At 71.4% G+C, this 22,964-nt stretch carries 24 protein-coding genes; 9 read left to right on the top strand and 15 right to left on the bottom strand.

Annotation, left to right across the window (positions count from 1 at the left end):
• Window positions 1–18: 18 nt before the first annotated feature.
• Window positions 19–2,151: an MMPL family transporter gene (locus tag FCN22_RS06760; RefSeq protein ID WP_202911447.1), complete on the bottom strand. Its 2,133-nt coding sequence runs from the start codon at window positions 2,149–2,151 to the stop codon at window positions 19–21.
• An 84-nt stretch (window positions 2,152–2,235) separates the two neighbouring features.
• Between FCN22_RS06760 and FCN22_RS06755 the strand changes: the two genes are divergently transcribed.
• Entirely contained in the window at window positions 2,236–2,568 is a 333-nt protein-coding gene (locus FCN22_RS06755) for a PadR family transcriptional regulator (protein ID WP_137120788.1), read from the top strand.
• Here FCN22_RS06755 and FCN22_RS06750 read toward each other — a convergent pair.
• Together FCN22_RS06750 and FCN22_RS06745 are read right to left on the bottom strand one after the other, a co-directional pair.
• The gene (locus FCN22_RS06750) at window positions 2,542–3,213 is read right to left on the bottom strand and encodes a permease prefix domain 1-containing protein (RefSeq protein WP_137120787.1); all 672 of its coding nucleotides are present in this window, start codon (window positions 3,211–3,213) and stop codon (window positions 2,542–2,544) included. The two genes, FCN22_RS06755 and FCN22_RS06750, sit on opposite strands and share 27 nt — an antisense overlap.
• A gap of 172 nt (window positions 3,214–3,385) precedes the next feature.
• Window positions 3,386–4,171: an ArsR/SmtB family transcription factor gene (locus FCN22_RS06745; RefSeq protein WP_137120786.1), complete on the bottom strand. Its 786-nt coding sequence runs from the start codon at window positions 4,169–4,171 to the stop codon at window positions 3,386–3,388.
• Between the two features lie 64 nt (window positions 4,172–4,235).
• Between FCN22_RS06745 and FCN22_RS06740 the strand changes: the two genes are divergently transcribed.
• Window positions 4,236–5,624, top strand: coding sequence for an MFS transporter (locus FCN22_RS06740; protein ID WP_202911446.1), 1,389 nt, complete (start codon window positions 4,236–4,238; stop codon window positions 5,622–5,624).
• Here the strand turns inward: FCN22_RS06740 and murA are convergent.
• On the bottom strand, window positions 5,606–6,949 hold the full coding sequence (gene murA / locus FCN22_RS06735; RefSeq protein WP_137120785.1) for a UDP-N-acetylglucosamine 1-carboxyvinyltransferase: 1,344 nt from the start codon (window positions 6,947–6,949) through the stop codon (window positions 5,606–5,608). The two genes, FCN22_RS06740 and murA, sit on opposite strands and share 19 nt — an antisense overlap.
• Window positions 6,950–7,019: 70 nt before the next feature.
• Here murA and FCN22_RS06730 point away from each other — a divergent pair, with 70 nt between their 5' ends.
• Together FCN22_RS06730 and FCN22_RS06725 are read left to right on the top strand one after the other, a co-directional pair.
• Window positions 7,020–7,592 carry a GNAT family N-acetyltransferase gene (locus FCN22_RS06730; RefSeq protein WP_238384564.1) on the top strand — a complete coding sequence of 191 codons (573 nt, stop codon included), beginning with the start codon at window positions 7,020–7,022 and terminating at the stop codon, window positions 7,590–7,592.
• Window positions 7,593–7,602: 10 nt separating this feature from the next.
• Window positions 7,603–8,586: a DUF3500 domain-containing protein gene (locus FCN22_RS06725; RefSeq protein WP_137120784.1), complete on the top strand. Its 984-nt coding sequence runs from the start codon at window positions 7,603–7,605 to the stop codon at window positions 8,584–8,586.
• A 51-nt stretch (window positions 8,587–8,637) separates the two neighbouring features.
• Here the strand turns inward: FCN22_RS06725 and pdxS are convergent, their stop codons facing one another.
• The 5 genes from pdxS to pgsA all read right to left on the bottom strand — a co-directional run bounded on the left by pdxS (window position 8,638) and on the right by pgsA (window position 13,039).
• Window positions 8,638–9,564, bottom strand: a complete 927-nt coding sequence (gene pdxS, locus FCN22_RS06720) for a pyridoxal 5'-phosphate synthase lyase subunit PdxS (protein WP_202911445.1) — start codon at window positions 9,562–9,564, stop codon at window positions 8,638–8,640.
• A 92-nt stretch (window positions 9,565–9,656) separates the two neighbouring features.
• Window positions 9,657–10,208 (bottom strand): hypothetical protein, encoded by a 552-nt coding sequence (locus FCN22_RS06715; RefSeq protein WP_137120783.1) that lies wholly within the window; start codon window positions 10,206–10,208, stop codon window positions 9,657–9,659.
• The gene (locus FCN22_RS06710) at window positions 10,208–11,404 is read right to left on the bottom strand and encodes a glycosyltransferase family 4 protein (RefSeq protein ID WP_137120782.1); all 1,197 of its coding nucleotides are present in this window, start codon (window positions 11,402–11,404) and stop codon (window positions 10,208–10,210) included. The genes FCN22_RS06715 and FCN22_RS06710 overlap by 1 nt, the downstream gene beginning before the upstream one ends.
• Window positions 11,401–12,342, bottom strand: a complete 942-nt coding sequence (locus FCN22_RS06705) for a phosphatidylinositol mannoside acyltransferase (protein ID WP_137120781.1) — start codon at window positions 12,340–12,342, stop codon at window positions 11,401–11,403. Before FCN22_RS06705 ends, FCN22_RS06710 begins: the two co-directional genes overlap by 4 nt.
• An 85-nt stretch (window positions 12,343–12,427) precedes the next feature.
• Complete coding sequence (gene pgsA, locus FCN22_RS06700) at window positions 12,428–13,039, bottom strand: phosphatidylinositol phosphate synthase (protein WP_137120780.1); 612 nt, start codon at window positions 13,037–13,039, stop codon at window positions 12,428–12,430.
• Window positions 13,040–13,108: 69 nt separating this feature from the next.
• Between pgsA and FCN22_RS06695 the strand changes: the two genes are divergently transcribed.
• A complete protein-coding gene (locus FCN22_RS06695; RefSeq protein ID WP_137120779.1) occupies window positions 13,109–15,220 on the top strand; it encodes an elongation factor G-like protein EF-G2 in 2,112 nt (703 codons plus the stop codon).
• A gap of 14 nt (window positions 15,221–15,234) precedes the next feature.
• On the top strand, window positions 15,235–15,651 hold the full coding sequence (locus FCN22_RS06690; protein ID WP_162308149.1) for an SRPBCC family protein: 417 nt from the start codon (window positions 15,235–15,237) through the stop codon (window positions 15,649–15,651).
• Here the strand turns inward: FCN22_RS06690 and FCN22_RS06685 are convergent.
• Window positions 15,643–16,041, bottom strand: a complete 399-nt coding sequence (locus FCN22_RS06685; RefSeq protein ID WP_137120778.1) for a thiol-disulfide oxidoreductase DCC family protein — start codon at window positions 16,039–16,041, stop codon at window positions 15,643–15,645. The genes FCN22_RS06690 and FCN22_RS06685 overlap by 9 nt on opposite strands.
• Before the next feature lie 37 nt (window positions 16,042–16,078).
• Between FCN22_RS06685 and FCN22_RS06680 the strand changes: the two genes are divergently transcribed.
• The gene (locus tag FCN22_RS06680; RefSeq protein WP_137120777.1) at window positions 16,079–16,552 is read left to right on the top strand and encodes an MBL fold metallo-hydrolase; all 474 of its coding nucleotides are present in this window, start codon (window positions 16,079–16,081) and stop codon (window positions 16,550–16,552) included.
• On the top strand, window positions 16,549–17,457 hold the full coding sequence (locus tag FCN22_RS06675) for an HTTM domain-containing protein (protein ID WP_137120776.1): 909 nt from the start codon (window positions 16,549–16,551) through the stop codon (window positions 17,455–17,457). Before FCN22_RS06680 ends, FCN22_RS06675 begins: the two co-directional genes overlap by 4 nt.
• Here FCN22_RS06675 and FCN22_RS06670 read toward each other — a convergent pair.
• Window positions 17,375–17,917, bottom strand: a complete 543-nt coding sequence (locus FCN22_RS06670) for an HIT family protein (RefSeq protein ID WP_137120775.1) — start codon at window positions 17,915–17,917, stop codon at window positions 17,375–17,377. The two genes, FCN22_RS06675 and FCN22_RS06670, sit on opposite strands and share 83 nt — an antisense overlap.
• A 38-nt stretch (window positions 17,918–17,955) precedes the next feature.
• Between FCN22_RS06670 and FCN22_RS06665 the strand changes: the two genes are divergently transcribed.
• On the top strand, window positions 17,956–18,393 hold the full coding sequence (locus FCN22_RS06665; protein WP_137120774.1) for a nitroreductase family deazaflavin-dependent oxidoreductase: 438 nt from the start codon (window positions 17,956–17,958) through the stop codon (window positions 18,391–18,393).
• 64 nt (window positions 18,394–18,457) lie between these two features.
• Here FCN22_RS06665 and FCN22_RS06660 read toward each other — a convergent pair whose 3' ends face one another.
• The 4 genes from FCN22_RS06660 to FCN22_RS06645 form a co-directional block, all read right to left on the bottom strand.
• Entirely contained in the window at window positions 18,458–18,913 is a 456-nt protein-coding gene (locus FCN22_RS06660; protein ID WP_137120773.1) for a GNAT family N-acetyltransferase, read from the bottom strand.
• 156 nt (window positions 18,914–19,069) lie between these two features.
• Complete coding sequence (locus FCN22_RS06655) at window positions 19,070–20,308, bottom strand: AI-2E family transporter (protein ID WP_137120772.1); 1,239 nt, start codon at window positions 20,306–20,308, stop codon at window positions 19,070–19,072.
• A 76-nt stretch (window positions 20,309–20,384) separates the two neighbouring features.
• The gene (gene thrS, locus FCN22_RS06650; protein WP_137120771.1) at window positions 20,385–22,370 is read right to left on the bottom strand and encodes a threonine--tRNA ligase; all 1,986 of its coding nucleotides are present in this window, start codon (window positions 22,368–22,370) and stop codon (window positions 20,385–20,387) included.
• A gap of 90 nt (window positions 22,371–22,460) precedes the next feature.
• Entirely contained in the window at window positions 22,461–22,829 is a 369-nt protein-coding gene (locus FCN22_RS06645) for an MOSC domain-containing protein (protein ID WP_137120770.1), read from the bottom strand.
• Window positions 22,830–22,964: the final 135 nt, after the last annotated feature.

Genomic DNA, 22,964 nt, shown 5'->3' with positions numbered 1-22,964 from the left:
TCGGAGATCATCGCGGTGTCAGGAGACGTATGCCGTGTGCCTGCCCGACGGTTCCTGCTCGCCCTCGGGTTCCAGCCGGACCGGCGGCAGGAGCCGGCCGATCCACCGCGGCAGCCACCAGGCCCGCTCGCCGAGCAGCCGCAGGACAACCGGCACGACGAGGCAGCGGATCACCACGGCGTCGAGCAGGACCGCGACCGCGAGCCCGAGGCCCATCTCCTGGAGCATCCGGCCGGGGCTCGCCAGGAACGCCCCGAAGACGACGATCATGATCGCGGCCGCCGCGGTGATCACGCCGCCGGTCATCGCCAGCCCCTCGCGGACGGCGGCGGTTGCGTCTCCCGTGCGTTGCCACTCCTCGTGGATCCGGGAGACCAGGAACACCTCGTAGTCCATCGACAGCCCGAAGACGACGGCGAACACCACCACCGGCAGGAACGCCTCGATGGGGCCGGGCTGGGCCCCGAAGTGGCCGTCGCCGAACACGAAGGTCATGACGCCCAGGGCCGCGGCGATGCTGAGGAGGTTGAGCAGCGCGGCCTTGACCGCGATCACGAGGGAGCGAAAGACCGCCATGAGCAGGAGTGCCGACAGCAGCACCACGGCTCCGATGAACCAGGGCAGCCGCTGGCCGACTGCGTCGGAGAAGTCGATCGTCGCGGGCGTGGCGCCGCCGACCAGGTAGCGACCACCGGCGTGGTCGCCGACGCTTGGCAGCACGTCGTCACGCAACCGGTGCACCAGGTCGGTCGTATGCTCCGACGCGGGAGCTGTGGTCGGCGTGACGATCAGGATCCAGCCGGCGCTTCCGGAGGGCAGCGGACCGCGCACGTCGGCCACGCCCGGCGTCATCCGAAGCACTCGGGCGGCGGACTGGGCGCCGCGCTGGTCGCTCTCAGCGAGCACGATCAGGGGGCTGCTCGCGCCCGGCCCGAAACCGTCGGCCAGGAGGTCATAGGCCTTGCGGGTGGTGCTGTCCGGCGGGTTCGTCCCGGCATCGGCGAATCCGAGGCGCAGGTGCAGGACGGGAGCAGCCAGCAGGAGGAGTATCGCGAGGCCACCGATGAGCACGGGCAGCGGGCGACGTTGCACGCGGTCGGCCAGGAGCCGCCACCGGTCCCCCGGCGTTCGGCCCGATCGACTGGCGCGCCGCTGCACCGCGCGCTCCAGCCGTCGGCCGAAAAGCGTCAGCAGCGCCGGCAGCAGCGTGATCGAGGCGACCATGGTCAGCAGCAAGGTCAACGCGATCGTGAGCGCGAGCCCCTGCAGCGCGGCGAGACCGAGCATCAGCAGGCCGAGCAGGGCGATGATCACCGTGCACCCCGCGAAGAGCACCGACCGGCCCGCCGTGTCCAGGGCACGGGCGGTGGCGGCATCGCGGTCGGCGCCGCGTAAGAGCTCGCTGCGGTAGCGAGAGAAGACCAGCAGCGCGTAGTCGATGCCGACACCGAGGCCGACGAGCATCATCATCGGCGCGGCATAGGTCGGCACCGTGGCCAGGTGTGACACGAGGGCCACCAGGCCCACCGAGCTGCCGACGGCGAACACTGCGGTGATGAGGGGCAACCCGGCAGCCAGGATGGACCCGAAGAGCGGGATGAGGATGAGCAGGGCCGCCAGCATGCCGATTCCCTCGGACGAGCCGCCCGGTGCCGTGGCATCCTGCACGGCGTCACCCGCGAGCTCGACCTCCAGGCCGTGCCCCTGGTGGGCCCGCGCGGTGCTGACCAGCTCGCGCACGTCGGCCGGGTCGGCATCCATGGGAGCGGTGTCGAGCGTGACTGTGAAGAACGAGGTCTCGCCGTCGGGCGAGACGGCGCCCGGGCTCGTGTAAGGGTCGGCGACCTGCTGCACGTGCGGCAGCGCCGCAACCCGGGTTCGCAGTGCGTCGACCCTCGCCCGGACCTGCGGTGAGGTCAGCCCTGCCTCGTCATGGACCACGATCTGGATGGCCGCTGCGCTCGCGTCCCGCCCCACCGCGTCCGCGACCTGCTGGGACTCGCTGCCCGGCAGGTCGTAGTTGTCGCGGTAGGCGTTCCCCAGCGCGAGCGAGGCACCCGTGATCGCGGCCAACGCCACCACCCAGCACACCAGAGCTCTCCAGTGGTGACGGGTCGACCACGACCCCAGGCGCTCGAACCGGCTCGACATGACAACCTCCATAGGTAGGCGCTCTATATATAGAATATCTACATGTCGATTGTCTATCTATTACCGAATGCGTAGGCTGGGCCTGTGAGGAGCGACGCGGTGCGTGGGCACATCGACGGCATGGTGCTGGCCACGGTCGAGCACGAGCCTCTGCACGGCTACGCCATCCTCGAGTCACTCACCCGTCGGAGCGGCGGCGCGCTGGACCTGCCGACCGGCACGATCTACCCCGCCTTGCGCCGGCTCGAGAAGAGCGGCTTCCTGGCCAGCGAGTGGAGCACCGTGGGCGGCCGCAAGCGGCGGACCTACCGATTGACCGAGGCGGGGCGCCGGGCCCTGGCCGACGAACGAGCCTCCTGGCGCGACCTGTCCGGCGTGGTCGAGGCGCTGCTACGACCGCAGCCGGGTCCGGCCTAGGTCCTGCGTGCGCGCGAGCGCACGCAGACAGCGCAGGCTCGCCACCGAGATCAGGCCGTAGGGCACGAGTGCGATGCCACCGGCGATGGAGAGCCCGATCGGCAGCGGCGTGCTGGACACCGAGACCATGGCCACCGCTTGCCCGGCGATCAGCAGGCTGAGCACCAAGGTGGCCAGCACGCCGGCCCGCACCAACCCCTTGCGAATCCCGAACCGGCGCACGCCGATCCCACCGAGCAGCACGAGCAGCGGCGCGGCCACGAGGCACGCGATGCCCACCACCTGGACACCGACGCCGAGCAGCGCCCCCACCCTGCCGTCCGGCTGGCCGGAGCCGACCGCAAGGTCCCAGGCCACCGGCTGGGCGGCAGTCACCACGAACAGGCCCAGGCCGATCCGCCGGCTGGAGCCGGAGGAGAGCACCGCCTGGTAGGCCGGGGCCACGTCGTCGACCGACCCGAACTCCGCCACCGCCCGTCGCTGCGCGTCGTGCTCGGACCGACCCCCAGCCACCATCGCCTCGGTGGCGTCGGTCAGGTGGTCGCGCGCTTCGCGCAGAAGGTCGTCCTTCGCGCGCCGTGGTCCGCGTAGCTCGCGGCCCAGCGCGACGACATACGCCTCCACCCGATCCCCATCTGCCGTCACGGTGCCATGGTCGTCCGGAGGCACGCCGCAGGCAACCCGTTTGCCGCCCCCGGCGGACGATTCCGGGAAATTTCAGGGAGGACCCTGACCCCCCGTAGGAATCATCGTGAGGTCGGGCCCGGAGAGGGCACCAAACCTCACGAAGATTCCGCACGGATCATTCCGCACGAGATCAGGGGAGGGTGAGGCCGAGGTGGGTCCGCAGGCCCTGCACCCCGGAGTCGGTCAGCCGGACGGCGCGGTCGCGCGGACGCCGCACCAGCCAACCCCGGTCGACCATCGCCGTCGCCACGGCTGCTCCGAGCCGGCCCGCCAGGTGGTGGCGCTGCTCGGTCCAGTCTATGCAGGTTCGCAGCAGCGGACGTCGGGTCCCGCGGGCGTCCAGAAGGGACTGCAGGTCGACCCCTAACGATCCGAGCACCTGCTGGGCGTGCGGACCGAGCTCGTAGGGGTGCTCCGCCCGCTGCGCCGACAGCGGGTCACCGGGGCGCCGCGCGGTGTCCGGTCGGCCGTCCACCGCGACCAGCGCCCGATGATCGAGCAGCGACTGGGTCACCGCCACGCCGAGCCGCCCCGCGAGGTGGTCGTAACAGGTTCGCGCCGTCCGCAGTGCACTCGCCCGGTTGCCCTCGCGCGGGGACCGCACCGGGCGGGCGGGTGCGATCCGGGCCAACGCCTCCAGCACGGCCGTCACGTCGGGTCCGGAGACGCGGTAGTAGCGGTGGCGGCCTGACGGTTCGACCCTGACCAGGCCGGCCTCCAGCAACCGGCGCAGGTGGCCACTCGTGGCCTGCGGTGACACGCCCGCCTCCGTCGCCAGCCGCGAGGCGGGCAGGGACCGCCCGTCGGAGAGGGCCAGGAGCACCTTGGCCCGCGCGGGCTCGGCATACAAGGCAGCGACCGCCGCCACGTCCGCGTCCCCCGCCCATGGCCCTCTCCGACCGTCTCTTCCCGTCATGGTTCGAGTATGCGCCGATGACGTTTCGGGCCGGACGGAAGCGATCGGGTGTCACTGTGGCGCCATGGGCACCGAGATTCGTCGCCGGATGGTGCTGGCCGTGATGTGCGCCGGCATGTTCCTCGTGCTGCTGGACGTGTCGGTCGTCAACGTCGCCCTTCCCTCGATCCAGACCGGGCTCGGCACCGACCTGGCCGGGATGCAGTGGGTGGTGGACGCCTACGGCATCACCCTCGCCAGTCTCCTGCTCGCCGCCGGCGGACTCGGTGACGTCCGGGGCCACCGTCGGATGGTCCTGGCCGGCTTGGTGACCTTCGGGACGGCCTCGGTGGGCTGCGGACTGGCGCCCACCGTGGAGGTGCTGGTGACGATGCGGGCCGCGCAGGGCGTCGGGGCTGCCGTGCTGCTCCCGTCGACCATGGCCGTGATCACCCACACCTTCCCCGGACGGGCCGAGCAGTCACGCGCCCTCGGGACCTGGGCGGGCGTGTCCTCGCTGGCCCTGCCGTCCGGCCCCCTGCTCGGCGGGGCGCTGGTGTCCTGGCTCGGGTGGCGGGCGGTCTTCCTGGTCAACGTCCCGGTCACGCTGCTCGCCGCCGTGATGGTGCGCCGCGTGGTGGCCGAGAGCCGGGGCCAGGAGCGCGTCCTCGACCTCCCGGCCGCCTTCGCGGCCGTCGCCGGGCTGGCGTGCCTCGTCTTCGCGGTCATCACCGGAGGCCAGAGAGGTCTCGACCGTGCCGTGCTGGTGGCCCTCGTCGGGGTCATCGCGGCAGCGGCCCTGTTCGTGCGCATCGAACGCCGCGCTTCGCAGCCACTGGTGCCCTTGGCGCTGTTGCGGTCCCCAACGTTCGTCGGGGCCAACCTCGTGGCCGGCGCGATGAACTTCGTGGGCATCGGCACCGTCTTTGCCGTGACGCTCTATCTGCAGTCAGTGCAGGGGCGTTCGGCGCTGACGAGCGGACTCGACCTCCTCCCGCTCTTCGTCCCGCTCGCGGCGTTGTCTCCCTTGGCCGGCCGGTTGACGGCACGCCTGGGGCCACGACCGCCCATGCTGCTGGGTCTGGTGATCGGCGCGGCCGGCGCGTTCGGTCTCGTGCGACTCCAACCGGAGAGCGCGTATGCCGTGCTGTTGCCACCGCTGCTCGGCCTCGGCCTCGGGATGGGCCTGCTCACCTCCGCCGTGGTCACGGCAGCGATGCAGTCCGTGCCGGGCGAGCGTGCGGGCCTCGCCAGCGGGATGAACAACACGGCACGGCAGGCGGCCGGGGCGCTCGGCGTCGCCTGCTTCGGCGCGGTGCTCGGCTCCGCGGCGGCCGGCGCCTCCTTCGTCGCGCACCTGCACTCCCTCGGTGTCATCGCCGGCCTCGTCTGGCTGGCCGCCGCGGCGGTCACTGCGGCAACGGTGCCCGGCCGGGCCGGTCCCGGGCCGAGGAGCTACGAGCCGGCTGGCTGACCGGTGTCCTCGAGGTCGGCCCCGAGCGCGGCCAGCTTGGGCACCAGCTCGGCATACCCGCGGTCGATGTGGAACACGTCTGTCACCTCGGTCTCCCCCTCGGCGACCAGTCCCGCGAGGACCACGCTCACGGCTGAGCGGATGTCGAGCGACTTCACCCGCGCGCCGTGCAGCCTCGTCGGGCCGTGCACCTCCGCGGCCGTCGCCAGGATCTCGTCGTGGTCGCCGAAGGCCTGCACCCGGATGTCGGCCCCCATCTTGACCAGCTCCTTGGTGTAGCGCAGCCGGTCCTCGTAGACCCGCTCGTGCACCGTGGAGAGGCCGCCAGCCTGGGTCAGCAGCGGCACGAACGCCGACTGGCTGTCGGTCGGGAAGCCTGGGTAGGGCAGCGTCTGCAGGTCCGTCGGGCGCAGCGGGCCGCGCGCCCGCACGAGCATCCGGCGGTCCTGGAACCACACCTCGGCGCCGACCTCGCCGAGCTTCTCGGTGACCGGTACGAGGTGCTCCTCGATGACCGAGTCGATGGTCACCTCTCCCCCGGTCATCACCGCGGCGATCGCGAAGGTGGCCGCCTCGAGCCGGTCAGGGATCACGATCTCCGAGACGCCGCGGAGGCGTTCGACTCCCCAGATGGTGAGGAAGGGGGTGCCGAGCCCGGAGATCCGCGCGCCCATGCGGTTGAGCAGGTTGCCGAGCCAGACGATCTCCGGCTCCGCCGACGCGTTCATGATCAGGGTGCGCCCGGTCGCGCGGGTGGCCGCCATCATCAGTGTCTCGGTGCCGGTGTGGCTCGGGTAGTCCATGTAGATGCGGGCGCCCTGCAACGCCAGCACCTTGGCGTGGACCCCGTGCTCGTCGCGGTGCACCTGCGTGCCCATGCGCTCGAACCCCCTCAGGTGCATGTCGATCGGCCGTCGACCGATCTGGTCACCGCCAGGCAGCGCGAACGAGATCTCGCCGTGCCGGGCGAGCATGGGTCCGGCCACGACGACGGACGCGCGGGTGGCCTTGAACAGGTCAGGTGGGGCGTCGGTCCGGCTGATCTGCTCGGCACGCACCGTGACCCGCTCGTGCTCCGCGTCCACCTCCACCTGCGCGCCCAGGGCCCGCAGCAGGTCGGCCATCGAGAGCACGTCCGCGATCATCGGGACGTTGTTGAGGACGACCTCCTCGGGAGTGAGGATCGAGGCGGCGAGGGCCTTGAGCGCGGCGTTCTTGGCGCCGCTGATCCGGACGCTGCCGTGCAGTGCCGCGCCGCCGCGGATCTTGAGCAGCCGCCCAGGTGCCGCGGCCGGGTACGGGTGGTCTGGCTGCGTTCCCAACATGGGCGAACCCTAGCGGCGGCCGACGGTATGGCGATGGCTGCCCTCGTCGGGTCACGCCTAGAGTTCTGCTGTGACCGATGCGCTGCACATCCGGCCGAGGCGTGACACGGACATCCCGGTGCTGGCCCAGATCCTGGCCCGTCAGCAGGCCGAGACCGAGTACCCGTTCGAGTGGCCATTGCCCTTTCCCGTCGAGCGGTTCATCCACCGGCCCGGTGAGCTGGCCGCCTGGGTGGCCGAGCTCGACGGACGGGTCGTCGGGCACGTGGCGCTGCACGCCGTCGGGACCGAGGACGGGTCGGGCGGTGAGCTGAGCCGCCTCTGGTCCTCCGCGCACGGCGTCGGCGTGGAGCGGCTCCGCGCGGTCGGCGTGCTCTTCGCCGACCGCCGGCTGGCCGGCAGGGGCATCGGCTCGGCGCTGCTCGAGACCGCCACCCGACACGCGCTCGCCGACGGTGGCGCACCCGTCCTGGACGTGGTCCCCCACCACCCCGCGCCGGTGGGCCTCTACCGCAGCCGCGGGTGGCAGGAGGTCGGCCGTTGCCGCACCGTGTGGCTCCCCGATCACGTGGACCCGCTCCACGTGATGATCCTGCCCCTGCAACACGAGGCGCGCGGGCTCGAAGCCCGTCGGTGCGGATAGCTTGTCCGGCATGGACGCGACGCTCTCGGACCGGTTGCGGGCGGCGGCGGCCCTCGTGGTCGAATCCCTCGGCGTGGAGGGCGCGGCCGCCGCGATGGCGCCGTTCGATGTCCCGAACCGCCGGGAGTGGACCTATCTGCCGGGGCCTCGGCCCGGTGCCATGCTCGGTGACCTGTCACCCGCCTGTCGTCAGCAGGTGATGGCCCTGATGGAAGCCGGTCTGAGCGCTGCCGGTGCTCGCACGGCCCTCGACGTGATGGCCCTCGACGGGGTGCTGCGCGAGCTCGAGCGCGACGTCGAGCGTCCCGGTTGGCAGCGCCGGCATTCCCTGCACTACTGGTTCCGGTTGCTCGGTGATCCCCGGGACAGTGTCTGGGCCTGTCACCTCGGCGGCCACCACCTCGCGGTCCACCTGACCGTGGTGGGTGATCGCGTGTCCGCGACGCCCCAGTTCTTCGGCGCCAACCCGGCGGTGGTGCCAACCGGCCCGCGGCAGGGGTGGCAGGTGCTCCGACCCGAGGAGCAGCGGGCACGCGCCCTGCTGGCAGCGCTCGGGCCGCCGGAGCGTGACCTGGCCATCGTCTCGGCGACAGCCCCCGGCGACATAGCCACCCGGCGCGACCCGGTCGCCGACCCGGCCCTGGTGCCAACCGGTATCCCTCGCGCCGCCCTCGACCAGCAGCAGCGCGACCTGTTGGACGCGTTGGTGGGCTGCTACCTCGAGCGCGTGGCCGACGAGGTGGCAGGTCCGGCCCGGCAAAGGGTGCACGAGTGCGACGACGACCAGGTGTCCTTCGCCTGGGCCGGCTCGACGCAGCTGGGCGGCCCGCACTACTACGCGGTGCGCGGACCGACCTTCCTGCTGGAGTACGACAACACCCAGGACGGCGCCAACCACGTGCACACGGTATGGCGGGACCTCGGCCGTGACTGGGCCGCCGACCTGCTGGCCGCGCACCACGCCGCCGCGCACTCGCGCGCCGACGACGACTGACCGCGGATCCCGTCGCCCGGCCGGCCGCCGTCATCGGCCGAGCGCGTCAGGTCACCAGCCGCGCTCGGCCAGGTGGTGGCCCACCGGGATCTCGTCGACGTTGATGCCGACCATGGCCTCGCCCAGGCCGCGGGAGACCTTGGCGATGACGTCGGGGTCGTCGTAGAAGGTGGTGGCCTTGACGATCGCCTCGGCCCGCTGGGCCGGGTTGCCTGACTTGAAGATGCCGGAGCCGACGAAGACGCCCTCGGCGCCGAGCTGCATCATCATCGCCGCGTCGGCGGGGGTCGCGATGCCGCCGGCGGTGAAGAGCACGACCGGCAGCTTGCCCGCCTGCGCCACTTCCTTGACGAGCTCGTAGGGCGCCTGCAGCTCCTTGGCCGCCACGAACAGCTCGTCCTCCGGCAGGTTCTGCAGGCGGCGGATCTGCTGGCGGATCTGACGCATGTGGGTGGTCGCGTTGGACACGTCCCCCGTGCCCGCCTCGCCCTTGGAGCGGATCATCGCGGCACCCTCGGTGATCCGGCGCAGGGCCTCGCCCAGGTTGGTCGCACCGCAGACGAAGGGCACCGTGAAGGCCCACTTGTCGATGTGGTTGGCGTAGTCGGCCGGCGTCAGCACCTCGGACTCGTCGATGTAGTCGACGCCCAGGCTCTGCAGCACCTGCGCCTCGACGAAGTGACCGATGCGGGCCTTGGCCATCACCGGGATCGACACGGTGCTCACGATGCCGTCGATCATGTCGGGGTCGGACATCCGCGATACGCCGCCCTGGGCCCGGATGTCGGCGGGGACCCGCTCGAGGGCCATGACGGCGACCGCGCCCGCGTCCTCGGCGATCTTGGCCTGCTCGGGCGTGACCACGTCCATGATCACGCCGCCCTTGAGCATCTCGGCCATGCCGCGCTTGACGCGGGCGGTGCCGGTCCTGTGCTCGGCCTGGGCCGGATCGGTCTGGGGAATCTGCTGCTCGGTCACGGCTGCCGACCTCTCTGAAGGTGGTGGGTACTGGTGCGCTGGTGTAGGAGGGGGAGGCCGACCGGCTCCTCGCTCGGTCCCAGTCTACGGGCTCAGCCGGACCGTTCGAGCAGCGGCAGCTCGTCGGCGAACTCGATGGTCTGCGGCAGCTCGGCGTGGCCGGCCAGGCGGAACCACCGCACCACCCTCTTGCGCCGCACCCGTTGGACGTCGGTCACCGCGTCGTTGTGGAACCGGCGCGCCAGCTGCACCCGCTGCGACGCTGCCGCAACGCGGGCCAGCGCGGCTTCGCCGATCTCGCCCTCCTGCGCGATGTGGGCGAGGGCGTCCGGTGACAGCGCGAGCTCGAGCGCGTGGGTCAGGTCGCTCTCGATGGCCTCCCGACCGGTATGCCGTTCGTCCGCCGCTTCCAGCGACTCGGACGCGGCGCCGGCCAGCAGCAGAGCGCTCGCCGGGTCCAGCACGCCGGAGTTGGCCAGCTCGAGGGTCGCCTCCGCCCGGCGCACCAACTGCGCGTCGAGGGCGGTCAGGGCGCCCTCGACGCGCCCGTGGAGCCGGTCGAGCCGGGCCGCGCTGTAGGACAGATACCACGCGATGAGGGCACAGACCGCGAAGACCACGACGACCACGCTGAGGGTGTCCATCAGTCACCTCCGATCGACCGGCCACCGCGCAACAACCGCGACCAGCGCGAATCGGAGTCCCGGTCGGTCCGGACCCGAGGGCGCGCAGCGGCGCTCACGACCGTCTCGTAGACCGCCACGATGTCCGCCGCGACCACCGACCAGTCGAAGATCTCGGCACGCGACCTGCCCACTGCCGCGACCGAGCGGCGGCGGCCGACATCCCGCAGCAGCGCCATGACCTGGCCCGCCAGGTCGTCCGCATCCTCGTTCGTGAAGGTGACACCTGCCCGCCCCTCGTCGAGGACGCGCAAAAACGCAGGGATGTCGCTCGCGATGACGGCCGCACCGGCACTCATCGCCTCGATCAGGATGATGCCGAAGCTCTCGCCTCCGGTGTTGGGCGCCACGTAGAGGTCCACCGACGAGAGCAGCCGCGCCTTGTCGTCGTCGCTGACCGCCCCGAGGAACTCGCAGGCGTCCGCCACCTGCGGATCCATGTGGTCCCGGACCTCGTCGGGGTCGCCGGGTCCGGCGACGAGCAGGCGCACCCCCGGGAGCTCGCGCAGCACCGCCGGGAGCGCCCGGGCCAGGACCGGCAGGCCCTTGCGCGGTTCCTCCATCCGCCCCAGGAACGCCAGGGTGGGGCGGTCGGGAGTTCCCTGCCACCCGGGGCGCGGGCGCGCGGAGGCGAACGTGTCGACATACACGCCGTTGGGGATGACCACGGCGTCTCCACCCAGGTGCGTGGTGACGGTGCGGCGCGCCTCCTCGGACACGGCGATGCGGCCGGCGATCTTCTCCATGCTGGGGCGCAGCAGCGGGTGAGCGGCCTGCATGGCCCGCGAGCGAAGCATCGAGCTGTGGAAGGTCGCGACGATGGGCCCCTCGGCCGCCCACAAGGCGAGGAGGGAGACGCTCGGGCTCGCGGGCTCGTGCAGGTGCACCACGTCGAAGCGGCCCCGCTCGATCCACCGCCCCACCCGGCCCGCGGTCACCGGCCCGAAGGCGAGGCGTGCCACCGACCCGTTGAAGCGCACCGGGACCGCGCGACCGGCGCTCACGACATACGGCGCCAGCGGTGTGTCCTCGTCGGACGGGGCGAGGACGCTGACCTCGTGACCGAGTCGCAGCAGTTGCTCGGCCAGGTCGCGGACGTGCAGCTGCACCCCGCCCGGCACGTCGAAGGAGTAGGGGCTGACGATGCCGATCCTCATCGGATCCGCGCCGGGTCGAGATCGTCGACGAACACGGCCTGCATCATGTGCCAGTCCTGCGTGTGCTCGCGGATCGTCGTGCTGAGCGCGTCCGCGCACTGCTGGGTCATCGCACGGACCTTCTCGCGGGTGGTGCCCTCTCCCGGCACGAGCACGCGGTCGTGCCACGTGACGACGATCCGCCAGCCGGCCGTGGCCGTGTGCCGCCGGTCGGCGTGACGCTCGTAGTGGACCGTCACGGGGAAGAGCACCGCGCCGGTGGTCACCGCGAGCGCGGCAGGACCCACGGCCATGCGGGCCCGGCTGCCGCAGAGGTCGACCTCGACGCCGCCACGGGTGAGGTCGCGGTCGGCGAGCAGCGGCACGAACGCGGACCCGTCCCGCAGCACGTTCCGCAGCTCGCGGAAGACGTCCTCGCCGCCGGTGAGCGGGATGATGCGCATGCCGAGCGACTCCCGGAACGCCACGAACTCCGCGAAGAGCTCCTCGGGCCTCAACCGCTCGGCGACCGTCGTCACCGGGGCGAGCTCCGTGGTCCCCCACGCCCCGGCGAGGTCCCAGTTGCCGAGGTGCCCCAGGAACATCACGACCGAACGACCCTGGGCGAGTTCCTCGACCACCGGCTCGTGTCCGACCGGCCGCACGGCCGCGACCAGGTCGGCCGTGGAGAGCTCGCGCAGCCGGAAGGACTCACACCAGTAGCGCAGGTAGGACCGCATGCCCCGCCGCACGAGCGCGTCCAGAGCCTCGCCGTCGAGCTCCGGCCGGACCCGGGCGTAGTTGGACCGCATCCGCCCCACCCCCTCGCCGCCGCGACGCCAAGCCACGTCGGCGATCAGGTCGAACAGGCCGTAGGCGGCGCGCGGTGGCAGCCTCCGCACCAGCGTCCAGCCCGCGCGGTAGCCGAGGAGCACCGCACGGTCGACGAGTCGGCTCATGCTGGGCCCCCGCGAGGTATCGGAGCGAGCATGCGAGCGGAGGACCTTGTGGGTTGGTTTCGGGGGGCGGCTTCGTGGGGTGGCTTCACGCGGCGTCCAGGGCCTGGCGGCGGACCGTCAGCATCCGCTGGAACACCGTGACGAAGCTGGCCAGGGCCAGCAGGGCAAGCACCACGGTCAGCACGATCTCGGGCAGGCCGAGCCCGACGAGCCCGGTGGTCACGAGGACCGCCACCAGCCGGTCGGCCCGTTCGGCGATGCCCACGTTGGCCGTCATACCGAGTCCCTCGGCCCGCGCCTTGGCGTAGCTGACCACGCTGCCGAGGATGAGGCAGGCCAGAGCCAGGCCGGCCATGTACTCCTTCTCCGGTTGGCCCGCGTAGTAGAGCACCAGCCCACCGAAGATGGCGCAGTCACCGAACCGGTCGAGCGTGGAGTCGAGGTAGGCCCCCCAGGTGCCCGAGCGGCCGGCCATCCGCGCCATCACCCCGTCGACCGTGTCGGAGAACACGAAGGCGGTGATCACGAGCGTGCCCACGAGGAACTGGCCCCGCGGGTAGAACACCAGCGCGGCCGTGCACACCCCCGCGGTCCCGACGATCGTGACGATGTCCGGGCTGATCCCCAGGGAGAGGAAGAGCTTGGCCACCGGTGTGAAGAGCTTGGTGAAGAAGGCGCGGGCGAATCGGTTCAGCATGGTGCTGACAGCGTACTGATCCGGCCGTCGGGCTTGTGCCGACGCGCGGGAAGCACCATCGTTTCGACCATGAGCCCCAAGTCCGGTCAACACGCGCCACTGCCCGCTGCACCGGTCCCCGAGTCACCCGACGAGCTGCGCAACGTGGCGCTGGTCGGACCTTCTGGGTCCGGCAAGACCACCGTCTTCGGCCACCTGGTGAGCGCACTGCTGCCGGAGCACCACCTGCGCGAGGCCGACCCGGAGCGCTCGACCGAGCTGTCGGTCGCGGCCGTGGAGCACGAGGGCATCGTCATCAACCTCATCGACACCCCGGGCTACGCCGACTTCGTGGGTGAGCTGCGAGCCGGTCTGCGCGCGGCGGACGCGGCGCTGTTCGTCATCTCGGCGGCCGACGGGGTCGACGCGGCGACCACGTTGCTGTGGGAGGAGTGCGCGGCGGTCGGGATGCCGCGGGCCGTGGTCGTGACCAAGCTCGACGCGGGGCGGGCCGACTTCGACGACACCGTGGCCATCTGCCAGCGGGTGTTCGGCGAGGGGGTGCAGCAGCTCTACCTGCCGCTGCACGGCGAGGACGAGGCGATCATCGGCAACCTGGGTCTGCTCTCGCAGCAGATCTACGACTACAGCAGCGGCACGCGCCAGGTGCGCGACGCCGAACCGCGCCACCGCGAGCTGATCGAGGGGCCGAGAGCCGACCTGATGGAGGCGATCATCCAGGAGTCGGAGGACGACACGCTGCTCGAGCGCTACCTCGGCGGCGAGGAGGTCTCGCTCGACGTCGTGACCGCCGACCTGCTGACCGCGGTGGCGCGAGGATCGTTCCACCCGGTGCTGCCGTTGTCGACGGAGACCGGGGTGGGCACCGGCGAGCTGTTGCACCTGCTCGTGTCGGGCTTTCCTCCCCCGACGCGCCACGAGCTGCCCCGCGCCACGACTCCCGACGGCGACCCGATGCCGCCCCTGCGCTGCGACCCGTCGGCGCCGCTGGTCGCCGAGGTGGTGCGCACCACGAGCGACCCGTATGTCGGCCGCACCAGTCTGGTGCGCGTCTTCCGGGGGACGCTGCGCCCCGACACGCCGGTGCACGTGTCGGGGCACCTGGACCGATTCTCGGGGCACGAGTTGGAGAGCCATCCCGACCACGACGAGGAGGAGCGGGCCGGGCTGCTGTCGTCACCGCTCGCCGAATCCGCCCGGCCCAAGAGCCAGGCCATCGCAGGTGACATCTGCCTGGTCGCGAGGCTGTCTCGCGCCGAGACGTCCGACACGCTGAGCGACCGGGACGATCCGGCGCTGATCGAACCGTGGATCCTGCCCGATGCCCTGTTGCCCGTCGCGATCCGGGTCGCTCGCCCGGCCGACGAGGACAAGCTGCCGGCTGCCCTGCAGCGGGTCGTCGCCGAGGATCCGACGCTGCGCCTGGAGCACAACGCCGAGACCCACCAGCTGGTGCTGTGGACCATGGGCCCTGCGCACGTGGACCTGGTGATCACCCACCTGCGCGAACGCTTCGGGGTGGAGGTCGAGACCGAGACGGTGGTCCCGGCCCTCCGCGAGACCTTCACCCGCGCCGCAGAGGGGCACGGACGCAACGTCAAGCAGAGTGGGGGACACGGGCAGTACGCGATCTGCGACATCCGGGTCGAACCACTCCCCCGGGGCGCCGGCATCGAGTTCGCCGAGGAGGTCGTCGGCGGCGCCGTCCCGCGGCAGTTCATCCCCGGCGTGGAGAAGGGGGTGCGGGCCCAGTTGGCCAAGGGCTGCCTCGGCGGCTACCCCGTGGTCGATGTGCGGGTCGTCCTCACCGGCGGCAAGGCGCACTCGGTGGACTCGAGCGACCAGGCCTTCCAGACGGCGGGCGCCCTCGCGGTGCGCGACGCCGCCGACCAGGGTGCGGTCGCGCTGCTCGAGCCGCTGGACCTGGTGCACGTCGTGGTCGCCGACGAGTACGTCGGCGCGGTCATGAACGACCTGCAGAGCCGCCGCGGTCGGGTGATCGGCTCGGTCGCGAACTCCTCCGGCCACACGACGATCGACGCGGAGGTGCCCCAGTCCGGCCTGGCGCGCTACCCGATCGACCTGCGTTCGATCTCCCAGGGCACCGGCACCTTCACCCGCGAGCCCCTGCGCCACGACCTGATGCCGGGCCACCTCGCGGCAGAGCACCTGCCGGCCTGACCCGGCACACACCCGTGTGGACGTTCGAGCACACCGAGACCACTGCGGCCTCGGTCCGGCAGCTGTGGGGCCGGTGGAGCACACCGCTGGCCTGGGGCGAGTGGGACCACGGCCTGCGTGAGGTGACCTCCATCGGCCCGTTCGACGTCGGCACCAGGGGCACGGTGCGGCGGGTGACCGGGCCACGGACGACCTTCGTGCTGACCCGCGTCGACGAGCTGGAGGGCTTCACCCTGATGAGCCCGCTGCCGCTCGGCACCCTGACGCTGGACCACCAGGTCACGCCGGGCACCGAGCCGCTCCGGTTCACCCACCGGGTCATCATCACCGGCGCGCTCGCGTCGCTCTTCGGCCGGATCCTCGGCAACCGCCTCGCCCGGGAGCTGCCCGAGAGCATGCGCCGACTCGCCGCCCTCGCCGAGTCAGCCTGACCGCGGCGGCAACCCGCAGGCGGGGGTGCCGCCCGGCAACGCGTAACGGTGGTCGGCCACCCAGCCGTAGACGCGGGCGGCGAGCGGACTCACCAGGGGCGCCCGGAGCAGTATGGCGACCGGTCGCCATACCGGGTGCCCGGCACGCAGCGCGGCCGCGATGGCCAGGTGCCCGCTCTCGACTCGGCCGCTTCCGTCGACCCACTGGACCGCCTCGACGCACTGCTGCTCGGTCAGTCCCAGCACCGGCAGGTCGAGCCGCTGCCACGCCTCGACCCGGTAGGCACCACGGCGCGCCGACCAGCGCTCGAGCGAGCGGGCGGACGTGGAGCAGAAGCCGCAGTCACCGTCGAAGACCAGGACCGGGCCGAGGGCGGATCGCGGCTTCATGCCGCCAGTCTGGCAGTCCCTCTGAGACAATCCGCGCATGCGGCGACTCACCGGGTGGAGCCGAGTCTGGCGGGCCCTCGTCACCGTGGCGGTGCTCGGCCTGGTGATCAACGGCACGGCCCGCGGCGACGACCAGCAGTGGCCGTTCGGGCCGATGTCGCAGTTCGCCTTCGAGGTGAGCAACAGTGGCGGCACGGTGCGCTCGGTGTATGTCGATGCCCTCACCGTCCAGGGCACAATGGTGCGAGTCCCGTTGGATGCTCAGGGGATCGGGTTGCCCAGGGCGGAGATCGAGGAACAGCTCGGGCTGTTCGAGCGGGACCCCAGCCTGTTGCAGGCCATCGCGGTAGCGCATGCCCGACGGCACTCCGACCAACCGCGTTACCGGGTGGTCTACCTGCGCAACGAGGTCACCCGGCTCGAGCACGGGAAGGCGGTCTCCCACCAGGTGGAGACGCCGGCGAGGTGGGTGGTGCGTGACCCGGCGAACCCCCAGGAGATCGCCCGATGAGGCACATCGGCCGTGCAGTGGGAAACTTCTGGGCTCCGCTCGTGCCCGCGGCGCGGGTGGCCTGGCTGCGCCGGGTGATCTATCCGTTCGTGATCGTCGACGTGCTGGTGTTCGTGCGCGACCCGATCCCGCACGGCGACGTCCCGACTGCGCTCTACCGACCGCTGCTGGTGCGACAGCTGTTGCACCTGCCGGAACCCTCTCCCGTCTACGTGAGGGTGCTCTTCGGCGTCCTGCTGCTCAGTGCGCTCGTCGCGGCGACGGGCCGGCTGCCCCGTGCCGCCGGATGGGTCTGCACCCTCGCGATGCTCGACTGGCTGAGCAACGGCATGTCCTACGGCAAGGTCGACCACGACCACTTCGCGCTCGTGGTCGCTCTGTTCGTCCTGCCGACGGTCGGCCGGGTGCGCACCCGCGACCGCGAGCCGGACGCCGCAGCGGGCTGGGCGGTGCGGATGGTCCAGTTCGCGGTCGTCGCGTGCTACTGCCTGGCGGCCTGGGCCAAGGTGCGCCAGAGCGGGTGGGGCTGGGCCAGCGGCTCGACCCTGACCTGGGCGCTCACCCGGCGTGGCAAGGGACTGGCCGAGATCCTCGCGGGCCAACCCACCCTGATCCACGTGATGCAGTGGGTCTCCTGGACCGCTGAGTTCTGCTCACCGCTCATGCTCTGGCTGCGCGGCCGGCCGCTCTATGCCTACCTGCTCTTCTGGGGCCTGTTCCACCTGAGCACCTACCTGCTGCTGACGATCCACTTCCTGCCGTTGGTGGTCTGCCTGCTCGCGTTCGTCCCGCTCGAGCGGCTCGGAGACGCCGACCGGACCCTCAGGCCTGCGTGGGCCAGGCGTCGACGAGGCGCTGACGCACGTCCTCGAGGAGCATCGGCAACGCCTTCGTCTGCCCGATGACCGGCAGGAAGTTGGAGTCGCCACCCCAGCGCGGCACGATGTGCTGGTGCAGGTGGGCCGCGACGCCGGCGCCCGCGACGGCGCCCTGGTTCATCCCGATGTTGTAGCCGTGCGGCGCAGAGGACGTCTCCAGCGCGCGGAGGCTGGCCTTGGTCAGGGCGGTGAACTCGGCGGTCTCCTCGTCGGTGAGGTCGAGGTACAGCGAGACGTGCCGGTAGGGGCAGACGAGCACGTGGCCGGGATTGTAGGGAAACAGGTTCATCACGACGTAGCACCGTTCGCCCCGGTGCACGATCAGCCCCTCGGCATCGTCACGGTCCGGTGCGGTGCAGAACGGACAGCCGGCGCCGGCCTCGTCGGTCGGGCGCTCGCCGTTGATGTAGACCATCCGGTGAGGGGTCCACAGCCGCTCGAAGCCGTCCGCGACCCCGGCGAGCTCGGTCGGGTCCTCGTGCACCATGCCGCCGATCCTATGCACCCGCGTGGTTGAGTAGGGGTATGCCCCTTCAAGGAGAGTACGCACCGAGCCCGAGCGATTGGGCCCGCAAACAGGCCGAGACCTACGAGGCGTCCGGCGGCACCGAGGCCACCACGCTGCGCGGTCTGCCGGTCGTGGTCCTCACGACCGTGGGCGCCAGGACCGGCAAGCTGCGCAAGACACCGCTCATGCGGGTCGAGCACGACGGCACGTATGCCGTGGTCGCCTCACGGGGCGGCGCCCCGAAGCACCCGGTCTGGTACCACAACCTCAAGGCGCACCCCGCGGTCGAGCTGCAGGACGGACCGGTCAAGCAGGACCTGCGCGCACGAGAGGTCACCGGCGAGGAGCGGGCGATCTGGTGGGCCCGGGCGGTCGAGGCCTTCCCCGACTACGCCGACTACCAGACCAAGACTGATCGGCAGATCCCCGTCTTCGTCCTCGAGCGGGGCGCCTGACCAACCCTCCACCGCGCGGACAGCCTGCCTGGGCGTCGGGCCCCGTCCCTCGACGTCACGCCCGTCACCATCGCAGCCCCATGAGCCGCGGGTCCGCAGGGGTGAACCCGGCGCGTTCGTAGAGACTCCGAGCCTCGGGAACCGCGTTGAGCTGGAGCCAGTCGACCCCCTGCTCGCGGGCCCACCCGACGACAGCCCCCAGCAGGGCCTCACCGAGACCTCGCCCGCGGACGTCGACGGTGACGAACAGCGACGAGACGTGCAGCCAGCAGGTCTCGCCCCTCCCGAGGCGCGGTAGCTTGTCGACCCTGGCGGTGACCACGGCACCCAGCGGACGGCCGTCACTCGCCTCGGCCAGCCAGGTGGGGCGACGCTCCAGCGCAGCGACCCAGGCCACGGCATACCGGTCCAGGAAGCCGGGCTCGGGAGCGTGCCCGAGCCCGATGCCCATCTGCAGGGCGAGGGCGGCCACGGCCAACGAGTCGTCGGCGCCGGCCGGGCGGATCGTCACGTCGTCCATGCCGGAAGTGAACCACGCCCGGCGTCCGACCCGGCCCACCCGACGGCATACCCAAGAGAAGTTGCTGGCAACGGGCGTCACCGATGACGCCGATGTCCAGCAACTGAGCAGCTTCGCGGGCCGATCCCGGTCTCACAACGGCGAGCTGATCGGGCCTCAGGTGGGAGCGTCCGCCGCGGCCCGGCCCCCTGAGTGCCCGTGCGGGGGTGGATCGTTGCCGGCCAGGTGGTTGACCACGGCGTTGGCGACGGCGGCGCAGGGCACGGCGAGCAGGGCGCCGACGATCCCGGCGACCACCACACCGGCCGCGATCGCGAGGATCACCGCGAGCGGGTGCACGCTCACGGCCCGGCCGAGCAGGAAGGGTTGCAGCACATGGCTCTCGAGCTGCTGCACGCCGATCACCACCGCGAGCATCGCCACCGCCACCAGCGGACCCTTGTCGACCAATCCGACGAGCACCGCCACCGAACCGCTGACGAGCGCGCCGACCACGGGCACGAAGGCTCCGACGAAGACCAGGATCCCGATGGCCGCCACCAACGGCAGCCCGAGCAGCCATGCCCCGATGGTGATCCCGATCGCGTCCACCGCCGCGACGATGATCGTGGCCCGGACGAAGGCGGTCAGGGAGACCCAGGCCCGGCGGCCGGAGGAGTCGGCCTTGTCCCGCGCCCGGCGGGGAAGGAGGCGCACCAGCCAGGCCCAGATCCGATCGCCCTCGTAGAGGAAGAAGAAGGTGGCGAACAGGGCGATGAACAGCCCAGCGACGAAGTGCGACGCGGTGGTGCCGACGGCGGCCGCCTTGCCGGCGACGTCACCGCCGGTGGTGAAGGCGTCTTTGACGTTCTGGACCGCATCGCTGACCTGGGCATCGGAGACACCAAAGTTGACCCGCGCCAGGTCACGCAGCTTCTTGATCCCCTCGCCCACCTGCGACGAGAGGTCGCCGAAGCTGGAGCTGATCTGGGTGCCGACCACGGTGAGGAGACCGCTGACCAGCGCGAGGGTGGCCAGGACGGTGATTCCGGCCGCCGCCCCACGGGGCAGCCGCAGCCGCTGCAGTCCCCGGGTGACGGGCACCAGCAGCGCGGCGAGCAGAGTCGCCACGAGCACCGGGACCACGACCTCGGACAGGTAGCGGAGCACCCAGCCGAGGACCGCGGCCGCACCCGCGATCACCAGCACTCGCCAGGCCCACGCGCTCGCGATCTGGACCGCCGGCGTGACACCGGTGTCCACTCCGGCGGCGCTCGGACGGTCTCTGACCGCCGCCATTTGCTCGACGAGGTCCTCCTCGGCAGCACCTCTCGCAGGGGCGACCGCCACGCCCGGCACAGTTGTCTGCTGTGCCAGGCGCCGTCTGCGGATGATCCGTGTGGTGATGCCGGCCATGTCCCCTCACCCTCCGCTCGTGGAGCCAGGCGGCTCCTCGTGTCGGGGCAGCGTAACCGCCCGGCGGCCCTCCGGCTCAGACCTGCTGGCGCGACTCGACGGCCTCGACGATCTCGGTGATCGCCTCGGCCACCGGGACGCCGTTCTTCTGCGACCCGTCGCGATAGCGGAAGGAGACCGCCCCGGCCGACCGGTCCTCGTCGCCGGCGATCAGCACGAAGGGCACCTTCGACTTGCTCGCGTTGCGGATCTTCTTCGGGAACCGGTCGTCCGAGGCATCCAGTTCCACCCGGATCCCCTTGGCCCGCAGCTGGCCCAGGACGTCCTGGAGGTAGTCGGCGAACTCGTCGGCGACCGGGACGCCGAGCACCTGGACCGGCGAGAGCCACGGAGGAAACGCACCCGCGTAGTGCTCCACCAGCACACCGATGAAGCGCTCGATCGACCCGAACTTCGCCGAGTGGATCATCACCGGCTGTTTCCGCGTGCCGTCCGCGGCCTGGTACTCCAGCCCGAAACGGGCCGGCTGGTTGAAGTCGTACTGAATCGTCGACAGCTGCCAGGTGCGGCCGATCGCGTCCTTGGCCTGCACGGAGATCTTCGGCCCGTAGAACGCCGCGCCACCCGGGTCGGCGACCAGCTCGAGCCCGGTGTCGAGCGCGGCCTGCTCGAGGATCCGGGTGGCCTCCTCCCACTGTTCGTTGCTGCCGATGAACTTGGCCGCCTTCTCGCCCTCGGTCTCCCGAGTCGACAGCTCCAGGTAGAAGTCGTCGAGCCCGAAGTCGCGCAGGAGCGACAGCACGAACCCGAGCAGGTGCTTGATCTCGTCGGGCGCCTGCTCGGCGGTGACGTAGGAGTGCGAGTCGTCCTGGGTCATCCCCCGGACGCGCGTCAGGCCGTGCACGACCCCCGACTTCTCGTAGCGGTATACCGACCCGAACTCGAAGAACCGCAACGGGAGCTCCCGGTAGGAACGCCCGCGCGAGCTGAAGATGAGATTGTGCATCGGGCAGTTCATCGCCTTGAGGCGGTACTGCGCGCCCTCCAGCTCCATGCCTGGGAACATCGTGTCGGCGTAGTAGGGCAGGTGACCCGAGGTGTGGAACAGGCCGTCCTTGCTGATGTGCGGGGTGCCGACGTAGTCGAAGCCCTCCTCGATGTGCCGGCGCCGGACGTAGTCCTCCATCTCGCGCTTGATCACTCCGCCCTTGGGGTGGAAGACCGGCAGGCCCGAACCGAGCTCGTCGGGGAAGGAGTAGAGGTCGAGCTCGGCTCCCAGTTTGCGGTGGTCCCGCCGCTCCGCCTCGGCGAGCCGCTCGACATACGCCTTCAGCTCGGCCTTGGACGGCCACGCCGTGCCGTAGATGCGCTGCAGCTGAGGGTTCTTCTCGGAACCGCGCCAGTAGGCGCCGCCGGAGCGGATCAGCTTGAAGGCGTTGCCGATCAGCTTGGTCGACGGCAGGTGGGGCCCCCGGCACAGGTCGCCCCACGCGCGGTCGCCGTCGCGCCGGACGTTGTCGTAGATGGTGAGCTGTGACCCGCCGACCTCCACCGACGCTCCCTCGGCCGAGTCCTCCGCCGACCCACCCTTGAGCCCGATGAGCTCCAGCTTGTAGGGCTCGTCGGCGAGCTCCTGCCTGGCCTCGTCGTCGTCGACCTCGCGGCGCTGGAAGGTCTGCCCCTCGTTGATGATCCGCTGCATGACCTTCTCCAGCGCCTTGAGCTGGTCAGGATCGAACGGCCGATCGACGTCGAAGTCGTAGTAGAAGCCGTCACGGATCGGCGGCCCGATCCCGAGCTTGGCCTCGGGGTTGACCTGCTGCACAGCCTGGGCGAGGACGTGCGCCGTGGAGTGCCGCAGCACGTTCAGCCCGTCCTCGGAGTCGATGGTGACGGGCTCGACGACGGCGCCATCAGGCAGCGGGCCAGCCAGGTCGCGCAACTGGCCATCCACGCGGGCCACGACGACCACTCTGTCGTCACCGAAGAGGTCGGCCGCCGTCGTGCCGGCCGGGACCGATCGCTCGTCTCCGGCGATGGACACGGTGATGTCGGCAGACACGTGGGCTCCTCGGTGTGCGGTGCGATGGCTGGTATGCCGTGGCGATGCTATCGGGGCGTGCGCCGGCCCCGGTTCCCCGCCCGTGGGCGGTCAGCCGTCCTGCTGCGCAGCCGGTGCCGACGTCACCCGGTCACCCGTGTGCACCATGCCCGGCTTGACCACCGACGCGTAGACGCCCGGACAGCCGGACGGCACGCGGTCCACACTGAGCACCGCTCCCCCGACCCGGAGGTCGTGCCCGACAGCGTCCGACAGCTCCTCGGGACTCGCGCTCACAAACAGGTTGGCCCGCATCTCGTGCTCGCCCTCGCTGTCCTGAAGACTGACCAGGTGCACGGCGGCCTTCTTGCGCCGGTCGCCGTCGAGCCCGTCCGGCCCGATCGCGATCGACTCGAGTCGTTGCCCTGGCTCGTCCTTGACGGGATAGATGCGGATGTCGACCAACTGTGCCTCGACCATGCCCCACCGTAACCCGGTGTCTCCGCGGCTGCCCCGGCCGAGTCGTTCGAGGCGACCTGATCCGTCGCGCGGTGCCGGGACTGGGCGGCCGGTCGCACCCGCTCACCCTGAACCGACCGAATGGCTCGGTCCGGG

It is taken from the genome of Segeticoccus rhizosphaerae (assembly GCF_005222685.1).
In the GTDB taxonomy this organism is placed as follows: domain Bacteria; phylum Actinomycetota; class Actinomycetes; order Actinomycetales; family Dermatophilaceae; genus Segeticoccus; species Segeticoccus rhizosphaerae.
This window is presented reverse-complemented; position numbering and strand designations above follow the sequence as displayed.

Excerpts from the sequence above, each read along its gene's own strand:
- FCN22_RS06760 (WP_202911447.1), bottom strand. The coding sequence starts at position 2,151 with ATGTCGAGCCGGTTCGAGCGCCTGGGGTCGTGGTCGACCCGTCACCAC.
- FCN22_RS06745 (WP_137120786.1), bottom strand. The coding sequence starts at position 4,171 with ATGACGGGAAGAGACGGTCGGAGAGGGCCATGGGCGGGGGACGCGGAC.
- FCN22_RS06740 (WP_202911446.1), top strand. The coding sequence starts at position 4,236 with ATGGGCACCGAGATTCGTCGCCGGATGGTGCTGGCCGTGATGTGCGCC.
- murA (WP_137120785.1), bottom strand. The coding sequence starts at position 6,949 with ATGTTGGGAACGCAGCCAGACCACCCGTACCCGGCCGCGGCACCTGGG.
- FCN22_RS06725 (WP_137120784.1), top strand. The coding sequence starts at position 7,603 with ATGGACGCGACGCTCTCGGACCGGTTGCGGGCGGCGGCGGCCCTCGTG.
- FCN22_RS06715 (WP_137120783.1), bottom strand. The coding sequence starts at position 10,208 with ATGGACACCCTCAGCGTGGTCGTCGTGGTCTTCGCGGTCTGTGCCCTC.
- FCN22_RS06710 (WP_137120782.1), bottom strand. The coding sequence starts at position 11,404 with ATGAGGATCGGCATCGTCAGCCCCTACTCCTTCGACGTGCCGGGCGGG.
- FCN22_RS06705 (WP_137120781.1), bottom strand. The coding sequence starts at position 12,342 with ATGAGCCGACTCGTCGACCGTGCGGTGCTCCTCGGCTACCGCGCGGGC.
- pgsA (WP_137120780.1), bottom strand. The coding sequence starts at position 13,039 with ATGCTGAACCGATTCGCCCGCGCCTTCTTCACCAAGCTCTTCACACCG.
- FCN22_RS06695 (WP_137120779.1), top strand. The coding sequence starts at position 13,109 with ATGAGCCCCAAGTCCGGTCAACACGCGCCACTGCCCGCTGCACCGGTC.
- FCN22_RS06685 (WP_137120778.1), bottom strand. The coding sequence starts at position 16,041 with ATGAAGCCGCGATCCGCCCTCGGCCCGGTCCTGGTCTTCGACGGTGAC.
- FCN22_RS06680 (WP_137120777.1), top strand. The coding sequence starts at position 16,079 with ATGCGGCGACTCACCGGGTGGAGCCGAGTCTGGCGGGCCCTCGTCACC.
- FCN22_RS06675 (WP_137120776.1), top strand. The coding sequence starts at position 16,549 with ATGAGGCACATCGGCCGTGCAGTGGGAAACTTCTGGGCTCCGCTCGTG.
- FCN22_RS06670 (WP_137120775.1), bottom strand. The coding sequence starts at position 17,917 with ATGGTGCACGAGGACCCGACCGAGCTCGCCGGGGTCGCGGACGGCTTC.
- FCN22_RS06665 (WP_137120774.1), top strand. The coding sequence starts at position 17,956 with ATGCCCCTTCAAGGAGAGTACGCACCGAGCCCGAGCGATTGGGCCCGC.
- FCN22_RS06660 (WP_137120773.1), bottom strand. The coding sequence starts at position 18,913 with ATGGACGACGTGACGATCCGCCCGGCCGGCGCCGACGACTCGTTGGCC.
- FCN22_RS06655 (WP_137120772.1), bottom strand. The coding sequence starts at position 20,308 with ATGGCCGGCATCACCACACGGATCATCCGCAGACGGCGCCTGGCACAG.
- FCN22_RS06645 (WP_137120770.1), bottom strand. The coding sequence starts at position 22,829 with ATGGTCGAGGCACAGTTGGTCGACATCCGCATCTATCCCGTCAAGGAC.